The organism is Cobetia sp., assembly GCF_983723665.1.
In genome coordinates this window covers 45,632-52,220 of the sequence record NZ_CFDJES010000005.1, presented here as the reverse complement: position 1 = coordinate 52,220, position 6,589 = coordinate 45,632, and the positions used below count along the sequence as shown (strand labels likewise).

At 60.5% G+C, this 6,589-nt stretch carries 6 protein-coding genes; all 6 read right to left on the bottom strand.

The genetic code is table 11. The features are described from left to right. On the bottom strand, positions 1-916 hold a 916-nt coding region (locus AC4FAH_RS01390), incomplete at its 3' end, for an NAD-dependent epimerase/dehydratase family protein (protein ID WP_490245574.1). 2 nt (positions 917-918) lie between these two features. Then, complete coding sequence (locus tag AC4FAH_RS01385; protein ID WP_490245573.1) at positions 919-2,211, bottom strand: hypothetical protein; 1,293 nt, start codon at positions 2,209-2,211, stop codon at positions 919-921. Positions 2,212-2,816: 605 nt separating this feature from the next. Beyond that, entirely contained in the window at positions 2,817-4,508 is a 1,692-nt protein-coding gene (locus AC4FAH_RS01380; protein ID WP_490245572.1) for an ArnT family glycosyltransferase, read from the bottom strand. A 101-nt stretch (positions 4,509-4,609) separates the two neighbouring features. Further along, positions 4,610-5,086 carry a lipid-A-disaccharide synthase N-terminal domain-containing protein gene (locus AC4FAH_RS01375; RefSeq protein WP_248379094.1) on the bottom strand — a complete coding sequence of 159 codons (477 nt, stop codon included), beginning with the start codon at positions 5,084-5,086 and terminating at the stop codon, positions 4,610-4,612. Beyond that, a complete protein-coding gene (locus tag AC4FAH_RS01370) occupies positions 5,086-5,970 on the bottom strand; it encodes a glycosyltransferase family 2 protein (protein WP_490245571.1) in 885 nt (294 codons plus the stop codon). The genes AC4FAH_RS01375 and AC4FAH_RS01370 overlap by 1 nt, the downstream gene beginning before the upstream one ends. Positions 5,971-6,301: 331 nt before the next feature. Further along, positions 6,302-6,589: RlmF-related methyltransferase (locus tag AC4FAH_RS01365; protein ID WP_490245570.1), on the bottom strand; the 288-nt coding region annotated here is incomplete at its 5' end.

Here is a 6,589-nt window from a genome sequence, read left to right as displayed (position 1 = left end):
TATCTGCCCAGGTACGCTCGACATCCCCTGGCTGCATCGGCAGCAGACGCTTGCGAGCCGGGACACCCAGCGCTGCCTCGAGGCCATTGATGAAATTCCCCAATGCGATGGGCTCGCCACGCCCGAGGTTCAGGACACGCGAGGGAGCGGCATTCACTTCCTGCGTCGGCGGCAGGTGCATAAGCCGGTAGATGCCCTCCACGATATCACTGACATGGGTGAAATCACGTGCCATCTGTCCATGGTTGTAGACATCGATCACCTCGTCGGCCAGCAGCTTGCGTGCGAAACGAAGTGGCGCCATGTCCGGGCGCCCGCGGGCGCCATAAACGGTAAAGAAGCGTAGCCCTGTCACCGGTAAACCATAGAGATGCGCGTAGCTGTAAGCCATCAATTCATTTGAGCGCTTCGTGGCAGCGTACAGCGAGAGCGGGCGTACACCCGCCTGGGACTCCTGCAGAGGCTGACGGGTATCATCCCCGTAAACGGAACTGCTGGAAGCATAGAGCAAATGGCTCGGAGCCGTGTCACGACAAGCCTCAAGAAGATTGACGAAGCCGACCAGGTTGCTGTCGACATAATCAAAAGGCTGAATGATGGAGTGGCGCACCCCAGCCTGGGCCGCCAGATTGACGACGACATCAAACTCCTCTTCCTGCATCAATGTGCGAAGCGCCTCACGTTCGACAAGATCCAGCTTGACGAAGCGAAAGCTGCCCAGCCGGCGTGCATTCCCGGGGGCAGCAACGCACTGCCCGGCAAGTGCTTCGAGACGTGTCAGGCGGTGCTGCTTCAGCGCCAACGGATAGTAGGGGTTGAGATTGTCGAGACCGACGACCTGCAGGCCTTCCTTCAAGAGTCGCTCACACAGAGCAGCACCAATGAAACCTGCAGCCCCAGTTACCAGTATTTTCATGCTCATCGTTTCTCCTGAGCGGTCATGACCAACGCCGTTGGTGCTGATGAGGGGCCGCCCAATGCCGCTGCGGGTACCGTCAATAATCGGTGGCGTCCCTGATGAAAGACCGGCGTGGCATTGGCTCCATCGTCTACTGCCGCCTGACACCAATCACGCATGCCGGCCAGAGGGCCTCGCGTGTCGGGTAGACGCAGACATTTGTCAGCCTCGATTATCAGCCAGCCATCGGGATGCGCTGTCTGCCAGGAATCCAGCTGACTCGAATCGCGCTTCAACTGCTTCAGCGGTTGGGTCAGTCGCCCCAGAAATTGCCAGGTTGCCTGATAGTCCCAGCCAACGACGGCCACCTCCTGGCCTTCCTGTTGATGGTGCTGAACCCATTGAGCCAGGGCAGTCTGATCCAGACGTGGCCATAACGGACGTAATGTCAGGGCCAGCAAGCAGGTCACCAGCAACACGCTACCCAGCGCCAGTCGCCGCTGAGCATTCAGCGCGCTATTGCCCAGTGACTCAGCGGCAGGTGTTTGAGCCGTGATGGAGCGTCTCGCCTCATCCACGAAAGGCCATAGCCATACCATCAAGGCCAGCAAGCTACCTCCAGCCATGAGACACGCAAGGCTTGCGTTGCCCGAAGCCACCAGCGCTGCGTTGGTCGGCAGAAATGAGGCATCAGTCAGCCAGCCTGCGGGCATGACGATGACCGCCAACGCCAGGCTTGTCAGTCCCAGGCCACCGCTGATCATTGCCAGCAGTTTCAGCGATGTGCGAGCCGGAGGCTGGCGCAGAGCAGCCCAGGCCAGCAGCAGACTCACCGGTACCAGTAGCGGCATCAGATAATGCACTTGCTTGCCGGAGATAAGTGAAAAGACCAGCAGTGCGCCCAGTGCCCAGAAGCGTCCCAGCTTCAGCAAGGGATGCTCTGACGTTGGCCGCCGAACAACCGAGGCCAGAAACCCCTCGATCAGCAATCGCGGGCGCAGGCTGAGCGGGAAGATCAACACCGCCAGCCACGGTAGATACCACCATGGCGGTCGAGCATGATCCTGCGCGGAGACGACGCGGTTTGCCGTCTGGCCCCAAAGCAGATCCTCGACATAGTCGGGAGGGCCTGTGATGACGGCGGGAAGCAACCAGATGCACAACACCGCGATGCTCAGCAGCAGGCTCAACACCCAACCGCGCCACTCACAGACCCACACCTCGCGGGCTTGTGCTTGCGTCCACCAGGGGCGCGAGCCGACCACCAACAGAAACCACAAGAGTGCGACCGGCCCTTTGGCCAGCAAGGCCAACCCCAGCCACACACCACTCTCGAGCACGACGCTCAGGCTGAACGGCTGCCCTCCCTGTGGTGTACACCAGGGCCGCAACGCGCCCAGTAGACACGTCGTCAACAGCACATCGAACATCAAGGCCTGGCTATAGAGCACCCACATCAGACAACCGGCGAGCATCCAACGCACCATGCGTACCCAAAGTTCATGCCTCTGCCGTTCGGCATCGGCCAGGCCAGTGGCCGGCCACAGGGTGCGGGCGACACGCCCTATCTGCAAGATACCCAGCAGACTGACCAGTGGCATCACCAATCTTGGCCAGACATCATTGACTCCGAAGACCACCCATCCGGCGTGAATCAACCAGAACAACAGTACCGGCTTGTCAGCGTAGGCCGCCCCGTTCATGGTCGAGACGAACCCGCTGCCGGCATGCCACATCTCCCATGCCACCGAGACATAGCGAGTTTCATCGATGGGCAGATAGGGTCGTGCCAGCGCTGCTGACATCAGCAACACTCCCCATAGCGTCCAACATATTCGCTCGCTGGCATTCAGGTTGATCAACGAATGGGATCCCCTTCCCACCAGGGATATCGCACATGAAAGTTGCTTCTGACACTTCATGGCTGAACCTCCGGCATCAGAGTATGGCGCTGGGGAAGTCCGATCAGCTGTGCCGCTTCATTCGAGACCGAGGTCGGCGCCAGATACATCGGCGCAGCATCGGGATTGCCCTGACATTTCACGGCCGCGCTGCCAGGTAGCAGTACCCATTGCTCATCCGGCTCATTCAATGTGATGGCCTGTGCGCCATCCAGACAGGCATGCCGCTTGAGCTTGCGGGGTGTCAACAAGACCCAGCGGTTCTGCGGGGCCTCCTTCAGCCATGCATAGAGGCGCGAGAATTGGTCTTCCTCCGGCGTCTTGTAACCGAAGTGCCACAATGGCTGACGCGCCTGCAGGATGTATTGCTCACGAAAATCGGGAATGGCCAATGCCTGGTAATCGCTCTTCTCGGCAACCTGCGCCATCAGTACGGCAGGATTGCGAACCGGGTCCATCAATCGTGCCCCCCAGGTGCCCCACAGACTCCAGAACACCACGAGCCAAATCCCCAAGGCCAACAAGCCGTTCCGTGGTTTCAGCCAGGTACAGAGCGTGATACCGCTGACACCCAGCAGCCCCCACCACCCCCACGGCACCACCCCCTCCTTTTCGGCAAGCGTCGCCAATGCCGGGTACCCGAAGACACCGAGCAGTGCCGCGATCAGGAAGATGCCTGCCAATCCGGCGCAAAGTGCAAACCCCAGCCAGGAGACATGAGGCTTACGTGACAACCCCGGCAACATGGGTGCCAGACCGATCACCAACAACGGCAGCGCCGGCAGGATATAGACTCCCCGCTTGCCTGGAGACAACGAGAAGAAGACCACCATCAATGCCGCACCCACCAGGGGCAGCCAGACTCGTAGATCGCGGCGCGAGAAGCGGCGAGCGAGTGCCTTCGGCCACGAGGGTAGCGTCAGCAGCAGCGGCATCCATGCCCAAGGAATCACACTGGTCAGGAAGTAATGCCAAGGCTTCAGATGATGCCAGCTGTCGGTGTATCGCTCAGCGGTCTGCTTGAGCAGGATGTTGTCGCGATAGGCGGCAAGCTCCGAATCGCCGGACACGAAGGACATCACCAGCATCGGCCCTACCCAGAGCAGCGGAGCCGCCAGCATCCAGCAGAGTCCGATCAACAGCTCGCGTGATGTCAGCTGCCCTGCGCGACGACCACTGCTGCGCCAAGTCGATGCGTGACGCGCAGCCATCAGCCAGAAAGGCAACATCAGCAACGGCAGGAACCCGACCCCCTTGGTGAGGATGCCAAGCCCCATCGCAAAGCAGCCGAGATAGAAATAGCGCACGCCATCATTGAGCAATGCATGCCGCAACAATCCCCAGCTACCCAGCAGGATGAAAGCCGTGACCAGCATGTCGATCTGAGCCGTACGGGCCTGCAAGATGAACTGCACTGACGCGAGCAACCACAGCCCGGCAATGAAGGCTGTGTGCCGGCCATGCAGGCGGCGAATCAGGTCCACGCTCAGCCCCAGAGTCGCGGCCCCGGCCACCAGCGATGGAAGGGCAAAGCCGATGCGGATATCCCCCACCAAGCCAGTGGACAAGGCACTGAGCCACATGAAGATCGGCGGCTTGTCGGGATAAAGCTCTCCCGCGCGGTGTGGCAACCACCAGTCCCCCGTGATCCACATTTCGAGACCATTGAGCGCGAAGCGTGGCTCATCGGCAGGCCACGGCATACGCATGCCAAGCCCGATGGCAGAGACAGATAGATACAACGCCCCCAGGACCCACCAGGGATGGCGGGAAAGTCTTCGGTACACACCGCCAGCTGGCGTCATTGCCTTCATGCGCCTGTCCCTTGGTGCTGAACGGGATTGGCATGGAGGTGTGCCACTTCAGTCTTGAGTCGGGCGTTTTCTATCTCCAGCGACGCGAGCCTGGCCTTCAGGGAGTCGTCAGTGCCCGATTCGCATTCTTCCGTCTTGCCACAAGCGTGTTCGACGACAGTGGACTCCTGCGGTGCCTGGGACGACGCTTCGCTGCCAGGCGACGTGAGTGACCGGCGATCCCGCTTGATCAAGCTCAGATTACGCAGATAGATGAAAAGCCCTGCCCCCTGACCGGCAATGAATACCGGATCCTCGCGGTGGATGGCATACGCAAGCAGCGTCATGCCACCGGCAAGCGAGAACCACCAGAAGGCACGAGGAACGATGGAACGACGTGCCTTCTCACTGGCCAGCCACTGAATGATGAAACGCGCCGAGAACAGCGCCTGGCCTCCAAAACCGACAGCGACCCACCACGGACTGACATCCATCAGCAGGCACCCCGCGCCACGTCGGCCTGGTCCGGGTTGCTGTCACCTGCTGCTGCATCGTGACCGTTAGCCTGATATCTAGAGGGGGAGTCAAACAGGTTTGTTGGCGCGGATGCAGAGGGCGTCGACACGTGCGTCCCCACCAACGGCAGCGAACCATGGTCGATGGCCTCACTGGCAGCATGGCCAAAGATATTCTCGAGCGGTGACGGTAGACGCGAGCGACGCACAAGCCACATCACTCCGACGATATCGGCAATACCGACCCAGAGCCGATCGAAGAAGCCGTATTTGGATACTCCTGCCACTCGTTCGCGGTGACGGACTGCCAATGACTGCACCTTGCCACCCTGAGCGCGAACCAACGCCGGAAGAAAGCGATGCATGTGATCGAAATACGGCAGCCGAAGGAAGACGTCACGACGCATGACCTTGATTCCGCAGCCGGTATCTGGCGTGTCATCGTGCAGCAGCGCTTGTCGGATGGCATTGGCCAAGCGTGATGACACACGCTTGACGGCATCATCGCGGCGTTGCGTGCGATGACCAGCTACCAGGTCGAGCTTTTCGAGCGTTGCCAGTGACAACATGTCCGGCAAGTCCGCTGGATCATTCTGGCCATCGCCATCCAGGGTCGCCAACCATCGACCGCGCGCCAGCCGGGCAGCCTGCCACAGCGAAGTACTCTGTCCGAAACTGGTGCCGTGGTGATAGGGACGCAATCGTGAATCTTCCTGCGCAGCCTGCTTGAGCCAACTCCAACTGCCATCACTGGAACCATCATCCACCACGATGATCTCGTAGCGCTGCCCCGCAAGTGCCTCATGCACCTCGGCAATAAGGCCCGGCAAGTTGTCACGCTCATCACGAGCCGGTATCAACACCGATACTCCTCCGCACAAGGGCTCCTCGCCCTGCGCCGAGGGGTGGTCTGGACCAGGCGATGTCATGGTGATCGCGGACTTCATGGAATAACTCCTGAGCAATGACTGGGCGTCGAGCAAGCCGGATAAATGTCAGATCCTGCAGCGATCGGAACCGGCAGGCTGCGCGTTTCTGGCAGAAAGTTTGCCCGCAAACTATTAAGGCAGGCTTAAGTGAAGCGCGGATGACAACCGCCAATGCAAGAAGCCCCCGTCGCGCTGGGCGACGGGGGCTTCAATGCAAAGACATCATTGAGTCGAAGACTCTCTTGATACGGCTATGACAGACGCTTCACTTCCCTTGCCAGTGATTCCGCCCCCACTGCCGACGCTGGTCTGGCGAGAGATACGACCAGGCGACGAAGCGGCTGACCTTCTGCCCCTGGGACATCTCGACCACCCTGACCTCGCTGGCGCCACTGCGCTTGAGGGCTTTCCTGATACCGGTCAGGCTCGCCGAATGCGCGACCAGCGAGGTGAACCACAGGCACTGCGAGGCGACGTTGCGGCTCTCCTGGATCATGCGGGTGACGAAGGCTTCTTCCCCGCCCGGACACCAGAGCTCGGCCGCCTGACCCGC